Genomic DNA, 16,505 nt, shown 5'->3' on the forward strand with positions numbered 1-16,505 from the left:
CGGTAATCCTTAGCAGTATTGGGCTTTCTTCTAGTGCGCTCACCTTTCTTTCGCCAGCCGGTGAGATTGACCACTCTATGCCAGCCATTGTGCTTCCTTCAAATTTATGCCCTGATGCATCTATAGAAGCTCTCTACCGCGTCAGAGTGGTATGGGCATATTAAAAGGGGAAGATATCGCCTTTCTAGGTGCCGCCTGGCAAGGTTTTAGCCCTGGTACCTGAACAGCAACTGCATTAAGTCCCCACAATAACTCTCGAGGAAGTAAGTGTGCGAACCCTGGGCAATTTCTTATGGTTTATTCTTGGCGGAGTCTTTATGGGCCTTTGCTGGTGGTTTTTTGCACTAATCGCTTTTGTCAGCATTATCGGTATTCCCTGGGGTAGGGCCTGCTTTGTAATGGGCAAGTTCTCATTCTTTCCCTTTGGACGTGAGGCTATTTCACGCAAGGAGCTGACCCTAAACGAAGATATTGGGACCAGTGGACTTGGCTTGATCGGCAATATCATATGGTTCCTATTTGCCGGAATTTGGCTGGCGGTTGGTCATTTGGTACATGCTATTGCCTGCTTTGTAACCATCATTGGTATCCCTTTCGCTATTCAACACTTAAAGCTTGCAGGCATATCCTTATCACCAATTGGAAAAACAATTGTAGTGACAGAAGTAGCCCAAGCTGCAAGGATGAAAAATGCTGAGACGATAGTTTCAAGAATGAGAGGAAACATCTAGCCATTTAAGAATAAGGCCTTTCTGATAAATAGTTTCAATGAGACAAGGTGATCAATGAAGCTTTAAACCATTAATACCAGATAGCTTTATTTAAATAGTAGACAATAAATTTATTGATACTGCATCTCCCTGTGATTCTACAGCGTCTAATAGTGAGTAACATAACAACCGTCACTCATTTTAATGAACACAGGGAGTATAATAATGAGAAAGCTTACCTTAATTTTAGCTGGTACATTTGCTTTAGCTGCCAACTCTATTGGCTACGCCACTGAAAAACCCGTAATACCAGAACAGGACACACCAGCAGCCCAAGTAATGCTATTTGGTGTTTTTCATTTTCATAATCCTGGATTGGATTCAGTAAAGTCAGAGGTAATCAACGTACTTACTCCCAATAACCAGCGCTATTTGGAGCAACTTACTAGCAAGCTTGCAGATGAGGGGCCCACCCACGTATTAATTGAATGCCCGCCGACATATCAAAAAACAATAAATCGCAAGTTCAATTCTTATAAAAATGGCAACCATGACCTCAGCGTAAATGAGAATCAGCAACTGGGATTTCGTATAGCGGAAAAAGCGGGACTGGACAAGGTACTTTGTTATGACGAAAGAAATGTTCATTGGAAAGGTGCTGAACTAAGAGATTATATGACCAAAGAAACACCGGAGAGAAAAAGAACTCATGACAAACTTATAGAGAAGATCGGCAAGGATACATCTCTCAGGCACAGCACTTTATCTTTAGGTCAATTACTGCAATTCCATAATAGCTCAAAGGAAGATCTAGATAATATGAATCTCTATATTATGGAAAATGATATAGGTGCAGGTAAAGGTTTTATTGGGGCCGATGCAGCAGCAAGCTGGTGGCACCGTAATTTCCGGATGTACGCTAATATACAGGCCAAAGCCCAGCCAGGAACTAAAGTAATTGCTATCGGTGGCTCAGGTCATACTGCTATCCTAAAGACCCTTCTAGAGGTTGATAAAAGTCGCCGGGCGTGGGATATCAATAATTACCTCTAGAATTCCTACCCGGCTTATTTATCACTAACAATTGAGAGTAATACTCATTCCAATCCATACCCTTGGATATCACACTACTTATAGTGCGATATCCAAGCTTAGCAAAAAATAAACACACAAGAAATTTTAACTTTAGCTTTCCCTCCCTAACTACGTGTAAGATAGTTTATTTTCAGCTCAGGAATTACCATACAAAAACAAGATTACATCCACCTTAATAATCATACCTATGATTTTGCTATCAATATTTCTATCTAGCTTTTGGAATAAATTCTTTCTCTAGAGCACTCCGATCCCACCCTCCAGTGCTCGCTGCAGCTTCATAGGTACTCTGCAGAAAAGCCAATAATGTTTCATCTGGTGCAGTAGACTTCCTCACCTCATCATAAGGAAGGATAAATTCAGACAGCTCCTTTGAATAAAATGCAGAATCCGGACTAACCTCTTGACCCGAAAATTTATCAGATGCAGGATACGTATAAGAATAAAATGCAGCATCTTTATAACCTCCTCCGCCGGGCCAAAACCCAGCACTACTGACTTCATGAGAATATGCCTCTTGAGCAGCCCAGTCAGGGAAATTTGGAACGCTTCCAGGATGCAGAGGTGCCTCTCTGCCAGAGAAACGTGTAACCGCTAAATCAAAACTTCCCCAGAAAAAATGTACAGGACTGCATTTCCCTATAAAACGGGAACGAAACTCTTTAAAAACTCTATCTATTTGCATTAGCGCCTGCCAAAAACGGGTTGCAAACCTTGAGTCATAATGACAATGATTCCTATCCTCTTCAAAGGGGATACTATTGGCAATCTCACTAGGTGTGGTATAGATTTCAACTAAAAGACCAAGATCCCTCATTACATTTATAACCGCCATATAGAAATCGGCAACGCACATTGGCGTTAACGGTATGATACGCCTACCACCATCACTGACCAATATTGAAAGTTGATGCTCAAGAAGATCAAATTCAATAGAAAAAGCTCTTCCACCATAGGGGATCAGAGAGGTATTCAATCCCCTTGCTGATATATAAAAAGGCACATGCCAGGAGTGATTTGTCCAAGGTGTCTGAACCAAGCGAATCTTACCAATGATCTGTGTCCACAGATGTAATGTGGCCACTGTGTCTGACCAATCTTGAAAGTGAAGTTCAGGCCAATCTGAATTCTTAGAACGATTTGAAGGCATCTTCATATTTCACTCCGATCACTCACAACAAATAAAATAAAAGGCTACTGCCTCAGCAAAAAAATAAGCAGTATTCGGAAAAATCCACAACAGTAACATTATCGACACCAAATGATTCTCTACATGCCAACATAACTTATAAATACATTATTAGTGTCACCAAGCAAATTCCCACGCCTTTGACTTGCAAACTACACTCTTCAGTCGAGAAACTAATAAGTTAATCGCGTTACCCCAAACATACCAACTCTAAACAACTGAATACCTGTCACGCATGAGCCGCAAAAGCCATACTGTTCTATTAGTCCCCGGGATTTTTGACCGGGGTACCTCTCTGTTAAAAATGCAACGTATACTTTCTGAGGCAGGCTATAACACATATTACATTCACTTGCGTTACAACTCAGGTTGGCACGGTATGGAGCATTTATCCGCTCAATTAATGGCAAAGATGGAGAATATTCTTAAGGGAGAGGAGACTTGTACGTTGATAGGATTTAGCATGGGGGGAATTGTCGCGCGCTATTACCTACAAGCCATGAGCGGTATTGATAAGGTGCATAAATTTATCTCTATTGCCTCTCCACACCATGGTAGCTATTGGGCAAATTTTCTGCCATATAAAGGAGGGAAACAGCTGCGCGTGGGTAGTGACTTCTTAAAATCTTTAAACAAGTCAATACACCTCTTGGAACAAACCCAACCTGTCTCAATTTGGACCAAATACGACATCACCATAATGCCACACAGCAGCGCCCAGCTGGGAATTGGTGTATCTTATGAGGTTCCGGTTATCTTACACAGATTAATGCCAATGAGTACTAAAGTTATTTCATTGATGAAAAATGAAGTCATAACAGGTATGGAATAAATATATTTTATGAATAGCCTCATTAAGAAATTCTAAATGCTTAATATGCCTAGCCTACTTTCACAGGCAATTAACTATGAGTAATTCAGATAAAGAGACCGCCAAGCCAGAAAGTGCCATCCAGAATTATTACCGTAAATTCGAAAGCTTTATTGCACTACTTCTCACCTTTATCATTATTGTAATTGTTATTATCGCCATTAGTCGTCTTGCCTATTCTGTATACTCCATGCTATTGATCGGCATGAAAGATCCTCTTGATCACAAAGTATTCCAGACTATTTTCGGTGAGATTATTACCTTACTGATTGCACTGGAGTTCAGCCACACCCTGCAATATGTGGTAACCAAGCAGCAGAGTATTATTCAAACTACCGTTGTAGTCTTAATTGCTATACTGGCGCTTGCGCGTAAGTTTATAATTCTGGATCTGGATAAAGTCAGTGCGGGAGAATTAATCGGGCTGGCAGCTGCGACTCTAGCACTAGGATTAACCTACCTAATACTGAAAAACAAAAGAAGTAATTACTAAGTTTTACACTATATTAGTCACTTTAAATTGGGCGAAGTGCTGATTCACCATTCGCCCAATTAAGACTAGCTCTATATACTAGTTATCATTCTCACGTAATGCATGATGTAACCGCACCGGCTTTGTTTTGCGCTCTTTCTTACTACGTAGGCGCAAATTAAGCATCTCCACTGCCATCGAGAATGCCATGGCAAAATAGATATACCCCTTGGGTACATGCACATCAAAGCCCTCTACCACCAGGGTAAGTCCAACCATAATCAAAAATGCCAGCGCGAGAATCTTAACCGTGGGATGACGATCGACGAAGTCACCTATTGGTTTAGCGGCTACCAGCATAACCATTACTGCTAGGACAATGGCGACAGCCATAATTGAGATTTCATCTACCAGACCTACGGCAGTAATCACAGAATCGAGTGAAAATACGATGTCGAGAATGGCAATTTGCAGGAGCACCATGCCAAAACCGGCGGTCCCCAGTGAGGCCGAATCAGTCTCAGTACCCTCCAAGCTATTGTGTATTTCATGTGTGGCTTTAGCGATCAGGAACAAGCCGCCTCCCACTAAAATAATATCTCGGCCGGATATCTCCATTGAAAAAATACTAAACAGTGGCTCTACCAACCCCATAATCCAGACGATGGAAAACAATAATGCTAGGCGCATTACCATAGCGAGGGTCAGGCCAATAAAACGAGCCGGTTCCCGCTGATGGGGCGGAAGGCGCCCAACGAGAATAGAAATAAAAATAATATTATCGATACCCAGAACTATTTCCAGCGCTGCCAATGTAGCCAGAGCAACCCAGGCTTCCGGGCTGGCTATCCACTCGAACATAAAAATTCCTTATCCATTAATTATTCTGAAATGTTCTTCCCGTAACTAGAGGAGGCCAATATGGCACAGTCAGCGCCAAACTTTATCTTTTCTAGTCACCTGACTTCTCTACTAACTCAGTGTTCAGAAGAGAGTGTCAGGGAGTAGGCCATATTAAGCTACTCTATTCGCCTTGACGCAACCAGATCATGGCCTTATCTTCAGAATCAAATACCTTATACTCACCGCTGATAAACCAGCTCCCCACTTTACTAGCTATTTTCATCCAGCGCTTATCAGAGATTACCGCAATCCGATTAAACTCACGGCCATGAGATAACCCTAACTTTAAATCGTCCCAAGCAGCGCGCGGCTCCCAACCCTGTAACTCCTTGGCATCCATTAGACAATCAATCTTGGGGTTTTCTACACCGGCAATAGCGGAGTTGAGCATGGGTACCATGGTCTGGTAATCCTCATGCGTCAGTTTTCCGCGAGCTCGCAGAGTCAAAAAGAAGTGATTGCCTTGTTGCTCCAAACCGATAGAAACACCGTGAGGTTGATCGCTCATAGGTCACCCTTAACTGACGTTTTCTACACAGGATAAGTTAGCTTTCAATACACACTCTAAATAAACACTTAGAAGTCGTTGCGCCAAAAATTAATGCTTTATTTTTATCAGGCTAAGAACATTACTTCTGCTTGAAGGAATAAAATTTGGACACATGAAAATAGCTATTCTTCACAGGCTACCGGCCGTGATTTTCCGCATTGCCAACAATAGTCAAAGGCCGCCCCGTTCTCTTCACCACAGCTGGGGCAGGTCCAGCCTCTCTGTTCAGCTTCGGCATCCTGTAATAGCTGACAGGCCCGCTCATAATCTCGGTCTCGCTCCAACCAAAGTTCCGCCCAAGCTTGGTTCGGGGCCAGCTCTCCAGATGCACCCTGGGCAAATTCATTTTTCAGTTTGACCGCTATACCGGCAACTTCCAGGCGACTTTTAACCAGCTCCACCAAGAGGCGGTTTTCATGGGTATAAATGAGTTTCATGAGGTAAGAGGCCCTGTTCCAGAACCCCCAGAATACTCACAACCAGTAGATGAACCCGATAGATAAGCTCTATTCCTCTGTTGCAGCTGTGCAATCTACATGTCGACAATATTCTTCATGGGGTACCGTGATGATTTCCAGAACACTTTCTACGGTATTCAGTGCTGCCCGGCTATTAATAAGTACCCGCCCGGAACGACTGGCAATATATTCCAACACAGCCCTCCCCCTAGTACTTTTGTAAACCGCCAAAAGTTGCCCCTTTTCCACCGCATCGCCATGCCGGACAAATACTTCCATCCAATTGCCAATCAAACTGTGGACCTGTGTGGTGCGCATTGCCTGGGCATATATTCGCTCCACACTGACTAGCCCCGCAATCTCTCCAAACCTGGGGGCCTCCGCTGCCCGTAGAGGTGTTATTCCGCTGACAGCCAGGATAACGACAAACAGGCAGATTTTTCTCAAGCCAATTCTCCTCAAGCTGGTTTTTCCACAGACTCCAGCCCAGTTTATGGGCCATGTCGCCGAAGGCATTTTTAAAAGGCGATAACTTAGGTATAGCTGACTAAATAATTCACGCCAGATTGAATAGCTAGGTGACAGGAAAATAAAAGGGGTGATAAATAAACTAGCGAGGCAAAGAAAGGGCCACTATTTGTGGCCATTTTGTAAATTTATGCTACTAGGATGCAGGAAGAGTGAATCTAGCTGAGATCTATCCAAGTGGATTTTAATTCACAGTACTTATCCAAGGCGTGCAGGGACTTATCCCGGCCGTTGCCCGACTGTTTGAAGCCACCAAATGGGACAGTGATATCCCCGCCAAAGTAGTTATTGACCCACACAGAGCCCGCATAGATATCGCGGGCCATCCGATGGGCGCGGCCCAAGTTGTTGGTCCAGATACCTGCCGCCAGCCCGTAGATGGAATCATTGGCTATGGCGAGCGCCTCCTCCTCTGTTTCAAATTCGATCACCGACAGTACCGGGCCAAAAATCTCTTCGCGGGCGATGGTCATTTCGCCAGTCACATTGCGAAATACGGTCGGCTCATAATAGTAACCGCCAGTCACCTCATCCACCGGCTGACCACCACATACCAGCTGCGCGCCCTGCTCCAGGCCCTTGGCCACATAGAATTCAACCGTATCGAACTGACTGCGATCGATCAGCGCACCCATTGCGGTATTGGGATCTTGTGGGTGGCCGGGCTTAAAGCGCTCAGCAGCCTTGCTTACCTTTTGAATAAACTCATCAGCGATACTCTTTTCTACCAGCAGGCGTGAACCCGCAGTACAAGTTTCCCCCTGGTTATAGAAAATGGCCAGTGCTGCTGCATCGGCGGCCTTATCCAAGTCGGCATCAGCAAAGACAATATTCGGGCTCTTTCCACCCAACTCCAGGAAAGTACGCTTCAAGTTTGACTGACCGGAATACTCGGTGAGGGTCTTGCCTACTTCGGTGGAACCGGTGAAGGTGAGGCAGTCGATATCCATATGCAGGCCCAGCGCCTTACCCAAGCTACTACCTGGTCCCGGTAATACATTCAGTACGCCATCGGGCAGACCTGCTTTCTTGGCCAAACCAGCCAATTTAATCGCTGTCAGCGGGGTATTGGAGGCCGGCTTCAGAATCACACTATTGCCAGTGGCCAACGCCGGCCCCAACTTCCAAGCGGTGGTGGACAATGGGAAATTCCAGGGCACGATTGCCGCCACCACCCCCAGCGGCATGCGGGTTACCAGACCAAGCTCACCCGGGCCTGTAGGAGCAACTTCATCGTAGATCTTGTCGATGGCCTCACCACTCCAACGAATAGTGGTGGCTGCCCCGGGAACATCCACGGCCATGGTATCGCCAATGGGCTTACCCGCATCCAGGCTCTCCAACAGGGCAATTTCCACTAAGTGTTCTTCGATCAGTTCGGCAAATCGCACCAGAATTTTTTTGCGCTGCATCGGCGGCATTTTCGACCAGACACCGGACTCAAAAGTCTCGCGTGCCACATTGACTGCCAGATCGGCATCCTGTGGACCACAGCTGGCGATCTGCGCCAACTCTTCACCATTGGCGGGGTTATAGGTGGCACGAGTTTCCCCAGATAGAGCATCTACATACTCGCCATTGATAAATGCTCGGCCTTCAATCTTGAGTGAGGCCGCCAGAGCCTGCCACTCCTGCAGGTTTTGCGGGATATTATTTTCTTCTTTCATGGCACACCTCGTCTGAGACTATTAGTTTTTTCAGGTTATATCGAAAATGTGATCACAAATCAAAGGGGTTGCTGGCATCCGGCTTATTGTGGCTTGGCAAGTACATTAAGGGGCCCCAAGAGGCAGGCCCCTAAGTAGAATTACACGACCTCAGTCTCCACCTGTAACCAATCATCCTGTAACTGCATCATCAGCTTGTCGCCGTGATGCAGCTCACCGACGCCCGCTGGGGTACCAGTCAACACCACGTCGCCGGGTTCAAGAGTAAAGTAACTGCTGATATAGGCCACCAAATCGAGTATCGGGGTGAGCATATGCTCAGTTTTACCACACTGGCGTTGCTCGCCGTTTAGCCACAGCGAATAACTAAGCTTGTCCCAATCCGGCAACCAGTCCAATTTGACGAAAGAAGAAAGGGGGCAGGAACTATCAAAACCCTTGGCCTTTTCCCAGGGATGCCCGGCTTGCTTCAGTTGTGCCTGTAAATCACGCAGAGTGAGATCCAGCGAGAGACCCAGACCAGCAATTGCCGGGGGAACTTCTGTCGCATTGGCATCGGTCAATTTCTTACCGATCAGCAGTGCCAACTCACCCTCGAAGTGACAGCTGCCACGTCCCGTGGGCAGGTGAATAGGTTTGGCCATGTCTACTGCCGCAGTAGCCGGTTTGATAAACAGCAACGGCTCCTCAGGTACCGGATTATTCAACTCGGCGGCGTGGTCGGCATAGTTGCGCCCCACACAGATAATCTTGCCCAGCTTGTAAGGAACTTCACTGCCACAGGTAAATTGGTGTTGGTACATAAATAAATAAGATAGTTAGGATAGGAATTTCGAATAAAGCGATATAACCAGCATGTGCTATGATCGCGCCTTCGCCTGACTTCGGCACCTCTTAGAAGTGGCAAAGCACTTTTTACATCGCGTTACCCGCACTCAGTGAAGAGATAGTTTATGGCTCCGCACAATTCCGATCAAAGAAAGTCCCTACAAAAAGACAAGATTCGCATCCTGCTGCTGGAAGGTGTACACCAGTCGGCTATTGATCTGTTGGCCTCCCGTGGCTACACCAACGTTGAGTTTCTAAAAACTTCCCTGCCCGAAGATCAGTTGATCGAGAAGATCGCGGATGCCCACTTTATCGGTATTCGCTCCCGCACCCAGCTGACCCGCAAGGTGCTAGAAAATGCCCCAAAACTAGTTGCCGTTGGCTGTTTCTGTATCGGAACCAACCAAGTGGACCTGCAAGCGGCCACTGAGCTCGGTGTTGCCGTATTTAACGCGCCTTATTCCAATACCCGCAGCGTGGCGGAGCTGATTATCGCCGAGACCATCTTCATGCTGCGCGGTATCCCAGAGAAAAATGCCGTGTGCCATCGCGGTGGCTGGCTCAAATCTGCAGTGGGCTCCTTCGAAGCCCGCGGTAAAACCCTGGGTATTATCGGTTACGGTGCTATTGGCTCGCAGGTATCAGTCATGGCAGAGGCCATCGGTATGCGGGTGAAATTTTATGATGTCATCACCAAGCTACCGTTGGGCAACGCCAGCCAGGTAGGCTCCTTGCAGGAGTTACTGCGCGAGTCCGATGTCGTTTCCTTGCATGTACCCGAGCTGCCCTCTACCAAAATGATGATGGGTGCCGAAGAAATCGCACAAATGAAGCCCGGGGCCATACTGCTAAACGCCTCCCGTGGCACCGTGGTGAATATTGAAGCCCTGGCAGAAGCCCTCAATAGTAAGTACTTGGCCGGTGCCGCTATCGATGTATTCCCGGTAGAGCCACGCGGCAATGACGATGAATTTCTCTCCCCACTGCGCGGCATCGACAACGCCCTGCTGACTCCCCACGTCGGCGGCTCCACCATGGAAGCCCAGGAAAATATCGGCACCGAGGTGGCGGAAAAACTGGCGCACTACTCCGATAACGGTACCACCACCAGCTCTGTGAATTTCCCCGAGGTCGCACTGCCAGGACACGCCGGTACCCATCGCCTGCTGCATATCCACAAAAATGTCCCCGGTGTATTGAGTGCCATTAACCAGGTGTTCTCAGATAATGCCATCAACATCTCTGCCCAGTACCTGCAGACTAACGAGACAGTAGGTTATGTGGTGATTGATGTGGATGCGGCTTACTCGGACCTAGCGCTGGAAAAACTGAAGAATATCCCCGGCACCCTGCGCTGCCGCGTGTTGTTCTAGCTCCCTAGAAAGCCCTCTATGGACGGGCGTGCAACTCCTCTGCCACCCGTCTTTCTGCGCCCTCAGCTGATCGATAAAAGGATTGATCCACCATGGCGCTCACTTCTACAATAGCAGCTCCTATTCTGTTGGTTCAGTCCCACACGCACCCTCTCGCGTGACCGGGCCCAAGCCAACATCGCATTTTCCATAGCAGGTGTTCCCTTGCGCAACAACGATACCGCCACTACCGGCTTTCTCGCCGGCGTTGCCGCCTTCCTTATTTGGGGGCTGGCCCCAATTTACTTTAATCAGCTACAAGGCATTCCCGCAGCTGAGATCCTCGCCCACCGCAGTATCTGGTCCTTCGCGCTGGCGCTGCTGATTATGTTACTGCTGGGTAAATTGCCCGATCTTATCCGCACTCTGCGCGACCACAAGAAAATGCGGGTGTTGGCCCTTACTACCGCACTGATTGGCGGTAACTGGCTGGTATTTATTTGGGCTATTAACAATGGCCACCTGCTGGAAAGTAGTCTCGGCTACTACATCAACCCATTAATCAATATTGTCCTGGGGGTTTTATTCCTAGGAGAAAAATTGCGGCGCCTACAATGGTTGGCGGTGGCGCTTGCCGCCATAGGTATTGTCCACGAACTCTTGCAGTTCGGCCGTGTGCCGGTCATCGCCCTATTCCTGGCTGGGTCTTTCGCCCTCTATGGGCTTGCGCGCAAACGTGCGCCGGTGGAAAGCCTTACCGGACTGGCCATAGAGACCCTGTATATGTTGCCGGTAGCCTTGATCTACCTGCTTTGGAGCGCCAGCCCCACCAGTAACTTATTGAACAACGGCTGGGAACTAAACAGTCTGTTGGTGCTGGCCGGCCCCGTCACCCTAGTGCCACTGCTGTTATTCACTATTGCTGCGCGCAGGCTGAACTTGTCCACGGTGGGATTCCTACAGTACATCGGGCCCTCACTAATGCTGGTGGTCGCCACCCAAATGCTTGGTGAGCCATTTAGCGAGGGCAAACTCACTACCTTTATGTTTGTATGGATGGGTCTAGCGCTCTACTCAATGGATGCCCTGGCGCAAAGGCGCAAACTCCATTTGCAGGGCAAGGCCTCACTTTAAGGATAAGCTTCGCCAGCCCAGTGTGTGAAAATGGCGGCTACGGATAAGGATTAAGTACCGCCATGCACCAACCCCCTCGACTTTCAATCGATAAGTTGCCGCTTCCCGGCCGGCAGCAGTTACTTACGGTGCTAATCGCCATACTGGCTTGGACCCTGCTCCTAGGACTTTACTGGAAAGGTACTTATCCAGAACTGCTGGTGCGCACCAGCAGTTCCGCACTGGCCGCGCTGCTGTCTTACAGACTGTTGGAACATTGGCCCCAAAAGTTATCGCAATCATTACCGCGCTGGGCCCTTCAAGTTGTTGGGGTAGCTCTATCCATACCCTTGGCCTTACTGACCGTCTACATGGGCACAGCAGAAGAAGGTGGACCCTCATTTTGGCAAAACCACGACCAGCACCTGGGCTTTCTTGCCATTATGGTAACCGGTGTATTGTTTGCCCCCTGGATCGCCATGTCCGCCCTATTGCGCCAGCGAGATGAAATAGTACGCGAGCAGGCCAGACAATTTGAACGTACGCGGGGCGCACTGGAGCGGCAGGCACTGGATAGTCGCTTGCGATTGTTACAGTCCCAGGTAACGCCACACTTCCTTTTTAATACGCTCGCCAATGTGCGCGAGCTGGTGGATTCCGCCTCTCCACAGGCACCAGCACTACTGGACAGCCTGATCACCTATCTGCGTGCAACCATTCCACAGTTGGATTCAAGCCAGAGCACTCTTGGCCAAGAACTGTCCCTGGTCAAAGCTTACCTGTCCCTGATGAAAATGCGCATGCCCGATCGCCTGCATTTTTCTATCAATGCCGATGAAGAGGTTCACTCACTACCCTGCCCTTCTTTGGCATTATTGACCCTTGTTGAAAATGCCGTTCGCCATGGCATAGATCCCAGCGAAAGCGGCGGTGAAATAAAAATACGTGTACTCCTACATAAAGGTATGTGCAGGGTAAAAGTTCAAGATACCGGGGTGGGCATGCAAGGTAAAACCAGCGGAATGGGGACAGGACTTTCAACATTGCGAGAACGTTTACGCCTTACTTTTGGGGAAACGGCTTCGCTGGAATTATCGGCTCTACAACCTCGGGGAATGCTCGCAGAAATTCACTACCCTATCGCCAGGAAACAACACTTATGACACTGTGCACTGCTACCGCCCTGGTCGCCGATGATGAGCCCCTACTGCGTCAAGCCCTTATTCGCAAACTTGCCACCCAATGGCCCGAATTGGAAGTTGTGGCGGAGGCGCGCAATGGCCGAGAAACCATAGAGTTATTTGAACTCTACCAGCCGGATATTTGCTTTCTCGATATCCAAATGCCGGGTATTTTCGGCGTTGAGGCAGCACAGGAAATTGGCCGCCGCGCCCATTTGGTCTTTATTACCGCCTACGATCAATATGCCGTGAAGGCCTTCCAGCAAGGAGCCCTGGATTATCTGGTTAAGCCTGTGGAAAACGACCGACTAGCCAACACCGTGTCTCGCCTGCAAGAACGCCTGCAAATGACAAGCTCAGTAAAAAACAGCCTGCAGTCGTTGGAACAAATTAGCGAGCAGTTTCAAAAGACGCAACCAAGCACTTATTTGCGCTGGATTAAAGCCTCTATTGGAAAAACCCTGCATTTAATCGCAGTAGAGGATATCCACTATTTACGTTCCGATGAAAAATATACGCTAATAGCCTGGAGTGAATCACATGGGAAGACATCTGAAGCACTGATTAAAACGCCTCTAAAAGACCTTTCTGCCCAGCTGGACCCACAGCATTTCGTACAAGTACATCGCTCAGTAGTCGTTAACTTTAAAGCCATTCAACATGTCATCCGAGACGGAGATACAGCTCAAATACATTTAAAATATTGCCAGGAAGTTTTGCCTGTCAGCAGACGCTATATGCACTTATTTAAGCAAATGTAACCAAAGCAAAGACTGGTTTTATACCTCGGTAATTAAAAGAACTTAAAAAGATAAGATCTGAAGTCTAGGGATGAACAAAATGGAAGTTTTATAGATCCGGGCTTACTCTTGGTTTATCTCCAAGATCAACGATTGGCAAAAAAATGCTGAAAGTTTTCGCCAAACTTTTCCTGGCCATTCTACTCTTCTCAATTCTGTCTTCTCATTCGACAGCCAAACAACCTGAATCCCTTCGTCACTATCCTCCCTATGTGGAAGACGATGGCAAGATGCATATTTACTTCTGTGGCACCGGAACCCCGGACCCGGCCTATCAATGGCTGCGCCACCCTGCCTGTGTAGCAATACGCAGTAGTGGAAAATTATTCCTAGTTGATGCGGGTGAAGGTACGACAGCGCGTATCGGCCAGCTGGATCTTAACTTGGCTCAAGTGGACCCTATATTTATTACTCACTGGCACTCCGATCATTTTGGGGGTCTGGCAATGGTGATTAATGAATCCTGGTTTGTAGGCGCCAGCAAACCGATCAACGTTTATGGGCCCTACGGTATTTTCAACATTATGGAGGGGGTCAGGAAGAGTTTTGGACCCGATATTCTCTTTAGATCAGCAAATAGACAAGGGATACTCGATCCCGTTCTAGCTGTTGCCACTCCACACCTAATAAACATTGCCGGAGATCGATCGGAAGTTATCCAGGAAGTCTGGTACCATGGAAACACTACGGTTTCTGTCTTTGCCGTGCATCATGAACCCGTATTTCCGGCATTTGGCTATGAGATACGTTTCGGTCCTTGTAAAGTCATTATCACCGGAGATACCCATGTATTCGATGGCCTGGAAAATATTGAACGTGACGCGGATTTATTAATTTCTGAAGCCCTCAGCTATGCTCAATACATTAGTAAACTCAAGCAAACTGGGAACAATCGCAGGGCACGACTTCGCTATGAAAAAGCGGATCAAATCATTCATTATCACTCTAACACCCTGGATATTGCCAAAATGGCAACTAAAGCTGGAGTAAAATCTGTAGCTTTGACTCATCTTATTCCCCCCCCGGTAACGGAAGCCGATAAAAAGGGATTTGTTGCTGGTATGAGTAAATACTATTCAGGCCCCATAAGGGTGATGGATGACCTGAATGAAATAGTCCTTTCCGATGGTGGGCGCGGACAATGCAAAGTTGAATACCCAACCAATCCAACCCCAACCGTGCCCCCCCAAAAGTCAACTTCAGATCACAAGAAAAATTCAAGTAGAAACTCTGCACCAGAGAATAGAGCTCAAGAAAAGAAGAAAAATAACGACTTAGCAGATAAGAGAAAAAAAGAAAAAGATAGTAAAGAAAAGTAGCCGTTTTTTTGAAAGCCTCACTTAATGACTGCCCAATGCAAAAGAATCATGCATTGGGCAGACATATATTAATTTCAGGGGCGATGTTAGCCAACTCGGTGTAGAGCGCAGAGTTTATTGCCATCGGGATCACGCAAATAGGCAATATACAATTTGCCAGCTACACCCTCACGTATTCCAGGAGGATCTTCACAAGCAACCCCGCCATTAGCAAGACCTGCTTGATGCCATGCATCAGCTTCTTCAGTACTCTTTGCACTAAAACCAATAGTACCGCCATTGGCATGAGAAGCAACTTCCCCATCAATAGGCTTGGAAATAGCAAAAACACCGGTTTTAGTGAAGTAAAAGCAGCGACCCTTTTCATCAGTAACGCCTGGCTCATAGCCCAGAGCACCTAAAACAGCATCATAAAACGCCTTAGACCGCTGAACATCATTAGCACCAACCATGATATGACTAAACATTACACCCTCCTGTTCAATAGTAAATGACAAGACAACCTGTAAGGTTATCTAGGTAGTAATAACTGAATTCCTCTTACTCCACATCTTCTGCAGTATGACTATCATCTACCCCGACTAAAAATTGGTCAACACTTTATCGCTGCATACTGCCATTCAACGCTCTCATTCAGCATTCCGTCAATCTCCAGATAGCAACAGCAATATCCTAAACATAAACTCTCGAAAAAAGGAGGCATAGAGGATAAATATTAATCAATTATCAGAAGATGAAGTTTAGATTAAATGCTAGAGGAGAAAAGTCGATATCAGCTGTTATAGGCAAAATGAAATCATATAGGGCAAGCGAAGACGAAGAATATGTGGGCTAATCTGAAAATACAATGACTCAAAGAAAGTATGCCAAGAATTGAAACCAACTCAAGTAAAGAAGCAGTCGTACATAAAGTATAGAGGACATCATGAGTAACAAAAAAGAAACACGAAAAACCACAGTCAGATTATCTGAACCTTATGTAAATGTGAAAATTAAAATATCTGCTTTGTGGGCCTCAGTAATATTTTGTTATATATATGGAGATTTCTTTGGACTATTCAAGATAGGAAAAATTGAGAGAATTATAGAGGGATTTGGCCCATTCGGTGCAGTTACTCAAGGTTCACTACTTTCAGTGGCGATAATAGTATCAATACCATGCATTATGGTTGCACTAACCTTAATGCTAAAGCCGAAAATTTGCCAATGGCTTAATATAACTGTTGCCACAATATTTATTATATTCTTGGGTGCCACAATGCTCATATCATCATGGTACTTCTATTTTTATCTAGGCTTTATTGAAATCACTCTTAAGTTAGTAATTATTTGGCTGGCTTGGCAGTGGCCTAAAGAAGAGACATGATAATACTCAGAATAATCACTAAGAACGCAAGATAGAAAATATAATTCCACCTCAAAATTTCTATACCTTGATTTCAATATGCTTGACCTGGACCAAAAATATC

Annotated in this window: 18 protein-coding genes; 10 read left to right on the forward strand and 8 right to left on the reverse strand. The window is 46.6% G+C overall.

The window, feature by feature from the left end:
* Window positions 1–269 precede the first annotated feature (269 nt).
* Entirely contained in the window at window positions 270–731 is a 462-nt protein-coding gene (locus ACJJIJ_RS16460) for a YccF domain-containing protein (RefSeq protein WP_444937916.1), read from the forward strand.
* Between the two features lie 204 nt (window positions 732–935).
* Entirely contained in the window at window positions 936–1,763 is an 828-nt protein-coding gene (locus ACJJIJ_RS16465) for a DUF5694 domain-containing protein (RefSeq protein ID WP_444883027.1), read from the forward strand.
* Window positions 1,764–2,013: 250 nt separating this feature from the next.
* Here the strand turns inward: ACJJIJ_RS16465 and ACJJIJ_RS16470 are convergent, their stop codons facing one another.
* The gene (locus tag ACJJIJ_RS16470) at window positions 2,014–2,961 is read right to left on the reverse strand and encodes a DUF5996 family protein (protein WP_444937917.1); all 948 of its coding nucleotides are present in this window, start codon (window positions 2,959–2,961) and stop codon (window positions 2,014–2,016) included.
* Window positions 2,962–3,229: 268 nt separating this feature from the next.
* Here ACJJIJ_RS16470 and ACJJIJ_RS16475 point away from each other — a divergent pair, with 268 nt between their 5' ends.
* Both ACJJIJ_RS16475 and ACJJIJ_RS16480 read left to right on the forward strand, forming a co-directional pair.
* Complete coding sequence (locus tag ACJJIJ_RS16475) at window positions 3,230–3,826, forward strand: esterase/lipase family protein (protein WP_444937918.1); 597 nt, start codon at window positions 3,230–3,232, stop codon at window positions 3,824–3,826.
* Window positions 3,827–3,902: 76 nt separating this feature from the next.
* Window positions 3,903–4,358, forward strand: a complete 456-nt coding sequence (locus ACJJIJ_RS16480; RefSeq protein WP_444883029.1) for a phosphate-starvation-inducible PsiE family protein — start codon at window positions 3,903–3,905, stop codon at window positions 4,356–4,358.
* 78 nt (window positions 4,359–4,436) lie between these two features.
* On the opposite strand, the gene ACJJIJ_RS16485 is transcribed toward ACJJIJ_RS16480, so the two are convergent.
* From ACJJIJ_RS16485 to ACJJIJ_RS16510, 6 genes are all read right to left on the reverse strand, one after another.
* Window positions 4,437–5,198, reverse strand: coding sequence for a TerC family protein (locus ACJJIJ_RS16485; protein WP_444937919.1), 762 nt, complete (start codon window positions 5,196–5,198; stop codon window positions 4,437–4,439).
* A gap of 163 nt (window positions 5,199–5,361) precedes the next feature.
* Complete coding sequence (locus ACJJIJ_RS16490) at window positions 5,362–5,748, reverse strand: SpoIIAA family protein (RefSeq protein ID WP_444883031.1); 387 nt, start codon at window positions 5,746–5,748, stop codon at window positions 5,362–5,364.
* Between the two features lie 164 nt (window positions 5,749–5,912).
* Window positions 5,913–6,227 (reverse strand): putative signal transducing protein, encoded by a 315-nt coding sequence (locus ACJJIJ_RS16495; RefSeq protein WP_252083641.1) that lies wholly within the window; start codon window positions 6,225–6,227, stop codon window positions 5,913–5,915.
* A 69-nt stretch (window positions 6,228–6,296) separates the two neighbouring features.
* Window positions 6,297–6,695 carry a biotin/lipoyl attachment domain-containing protein gene (locus tag ACJJIJ_RS16500; protein WP_252083642.1) on the reverse strand — a complete coding sequence of 133 codons (399 nt, stop codon included), beginning with the start codon at window positions 6,693–6,695 and terminating at the stop codon, window positions 6,297–6,299.
* Between the two features lie 239 nt (window positions 6,696–6,934).
* Window positions 6,935–8,443, reverse strand: a complete 1,509-nt coding sequence (locus ACJJIJ_RS16505) for an aldehyde dehydrogenase (RefSeq protein ID WP_444903336.1) — start codon at window positions 8,441–8,443, stop codon at window positions 6,935–6,937.
* 140 nt (window positions 8,444–8,583) lie between these two features.
* Window positions 8,584–9,246, reverse strand: coding sequence for a fumarylacetoacetate hydrolase family protein (locus ACJJIJ_RS16510; protein WP_444937920.1), 663 nt, complete (start codon window positions 9,244–9,246; stop codon window positions 8,584–8,586).
* A 150-nt stretch (window positions 9,247–9,396) separates the two neighbouring features.
* Between ACJJIJ_RS16510 and serA the strand changes: the two genes are divergently transcribed.
* The 5 genes from serA to ACJJIJ_RS16535 all read left to right on the forward strand — a co-directional run bounded on the left by serA (window position 9,397) and on the right by ACJJIJ_RS16535 (window position 15,036).
* Window positions 9,397–10,644, forward strand: coding sequence for a phosphoglycerate dehydrogenase (gene serA / locus ACJJIJ_RS16515; protein ID WP_444937921.1), 1,248 nt, complete (start codon window positions 9,397–9,399; stop codon window positions 10,642–10,644).
* Window positions 10,645–10,848: 204 nt separating this feature from the next.
* Window positions 10,849–11,757 (forward strand): EamA family transporter RarD, encoded by a 909-nt coding sequence (gene rarD / locus ACJJIJ_RS16520; protein ID WP_444937922.1) that lies wholly within the window; start codon window positions 10,849–10,851, stop codon window positions 11,755–11,757.
* 62 nt (window positions 11,758–11,819) lie between these two features.
* Entirely contained in the window at window positions 11,820–12,899 is a 1,080-nt protein-coding gene (locus tag ACJJIJ_RS16525; RefSeq protein WP_444937923.1) for a sensor histidine kinase, read from the forward strand.
* Complete coding sequence (locus ACJJIJ_RS16530; protein ID WP_444937924.1) at window positions 12,896–13,678, forward strand: LytR/AlgR family response regulator transcription factor; 783 nt, start codon at window positions 12,896–12,898, stop codon at window positions 13,676–13,678. Before ACJJIJ_RS16525 ends, ACJJIJ_RS16530 begins: the two co-directional genes overlap by 4 nt.
* A 143-nt stretch (window positions 13,679–13,821) precedes the next feature.
* Window positions 13,822–15,036, forward strand: a complete 1,215-nt coding sequence (locus ACJJIJ_RS16535) for an MBL fold metallo-hydrolase (protein WP_444937925.1) — start codon at window positions 13,822–13,824, stop codon at window positions 15,034–15,036.
* 86 nt (window positions 15,037–15,122) lie between these two features.
* Here the strand turns inward: ACJJIJ_RS16535 and ACJJIJ_RS16540 are convergent, their stop codons facing one another.
* Window positions 15,123–15,503 (reverse strand): VOC family protein, encoded by a 381-nt coding sequence (locus ACJJIJ_RS16540; protein WP_444937926.1) that lies wholly within the window; start codon window positions 15,501–15,503, stop codon window positions 15,123–15,125.
* A 458-nt stretch (window positions 15,504–15,961) separates the two neighbouring features.
* Here ACJJIJ_RS16540 and ACJJIJ_RS16545 point away from each other — a divergent pair, with 458 nt between their 5' ends.
* Window positions 15,962–16,402 carry a DUF6326 family protein gene (locus ACJJIJ_RS16545; protein ID WP_444937927.1) on the forward strand — a complete coding sequence of 147 codons (441 nt, stop codon included), beginning with the start codon at window positions 15,962–15,964 and terminating at the stop codon, window positions 16,400–16,402.
* The last annotated feature ends 103 nt before the right edge of the window (window positions 16,403–16,505 follow it).

It is taken from the genome of Microbulbifer mixtoriginis (SeqCode) (assembly GCF_052467945.1).

Excerpts from the sequence above, each read along its gene's own strand:
- ACJJIJ_RS16465 (WP_444883027.1), top strand. The coding sequence starts at position 936 with ATGAGAAAGCTTACCTTAATTTTAGCTGGTACATTTGCTTTAGCTGCC.
- ACJJIJ_RS16470 (WP_444937917.1), bottom strand. The coding sequence starts at position 2,961 with ATGAAGATGCCTTCAAATCGTTCTAAGAATTCAGATTGGCCTGAACTT.
- ACJJIJ_RS16475 (WP_444937918.1), top strand. The coding sequence starts at position 3,230 with ATGAGCCGCAAAAGCCATACTGTTCTATTAGTCCCCGGGATTTTTGAC.
- ACJJIJ_RS16480 (WP_444883029.1), top strand. The coding sequence starts at position 3,903 with ATGAGTAATTCAGATAAAGAGACCGCCAAGCCAGAAAGTGCCATCCAG.
- ACJJIJ_RS16485 (WP_444937919.1), bottom strand. The coding sequence starts at position 5,198 with ATGTTCGAGTGGATAGCCAGCCCGGAAGCCTGGGTTGCTCTGGCTACA.
- ACJJIJ_RS16490 (WP_444883031.1), bottom strand. The coding sequence starts at position 5,748 with ATGAGCGATCAACCTCACGGTGTTTCTATCGGTTTGGAGCAACAAGGC.
- ACJJIJ_RS16495 (WP_252083641.1), bottom strand. The coding sequence starts at position 6,227 with ATGAAACTCATTTATACCCATGAAAACCGCCTCTTGGTGGAGCTGGTT.
- ACJJIJ_RS16505 (WP_444903336.1), bottom strand. The coding sequence starts at position 8,443 with ATGAAAGAAGAAAATAATATCCCGCAAAACCTGCAGGAGTGGCAGGCT.
- ACJJIJ_RS16510 (WP_444937920.1), bottom strand. The coding sequence starts at position 9,246 with ATGTACCAACACCAATTTACCTGTGGCAGTGAAGTTCCTTACAAGCTG.
- serA (WP_444937921.1), top strand. The coding sequence starts at position 9,397 with ATGGCTCCGCACAATTCCGATCAAAGAAAGTCCCTACAAAAAGACAAG.
- ACJJIJ_RS16525 (WP_444937923.1), top strand. The coding sequence starts at position 11,820 with ATGCACCAACCCCCTCGACTTTCAATCGATAAGTTGCCGCTTCCCGGC.
- ACJJIJ_RS16530 (WP_444937924.1), top strand. The coding sequence starts at position 12,896 with ATGACACTGTGCACTGCTACCGCCCTGGTCGCCGATGATGAGCCCCTA.
- ACJJIJ_RS16535 (WP_444937925.1), top strand. The coding sequence starts at position 13,822 with ATGCTGAAAGTTTTCGCCAAACTTTTCCTGGCCATTCTACTCTTCTCA.
- ACJJIJ_RS16540 (WP_444937926.1), bottom strand. The coding sequence starts at position 15,503 with ATGTTTAGTCATATCATGGTTGGTGCTAATGATGTTCAGCGGTCTAAG.
- ACJJIJ_RS16545 (WP_444937927.1), top strand. The coding sequence starts at position 15,962 with ATGAGTAACAAAAAAGAAACACGAAAAACCACAGTCAGATTATCTGAA.